This window comes from Methylobacterium sp. J-030 (genome assembly GCF_022829545.1).
Lineage (GTDB): Bacteria > Pseudomonadota > Alphaproteobacteria > Rhizobiales > Beijerinckiaceae > Methylobacterium.
On sequence record NZ_JAKSYM010000323.1, the window covers coordinates 1 to 345 of the forward strand.

The 345-nt window shown below is 69.6% G+C and carries 1 pseudogene; it reads right to left on the reverse strand.

Annotation, left to right across the window (positions count from 1 at the left end):
- Positions 1 to 345: pseudogene (locus tag MKK75_RS36440) on the reverse strand (ABC transporter permease subunit); the annotation flags it as partial.

A 345-nucleotide genomic window follows, 5' to 3' on the forward strand; every position in this document is an offset into this window, starting at 1 on the left:
CCGACGCCGGGATGGATGTAGTAGAACACGGTCAGCACGGCGCCCGCGAGGCCGACAAGCGCCGCACCGAGCCCCCAGCCGAGGGCGAAGATCCGGTTGCGGTCGATGCCGACCAGAGCGACGGCACCCTGATCCTCGCGCCTCGCTTCCAGGGTCCGGCCGAAATCGGTCCGCGGCATCTGGAGGAACAGGCCGCCGAAGGCCGCCAGCGAGACGAGAGCTCCGAACACCTGCGGCCAGGGCAGGTAGACGCTACCGAGGTCACGGGCCGTCCCTCAGAGCCAGGACACGTGGCGGCTTCGGTAGTCCGGGGTGATCAGGTACTGCGACACGCCCTGGAGCAGG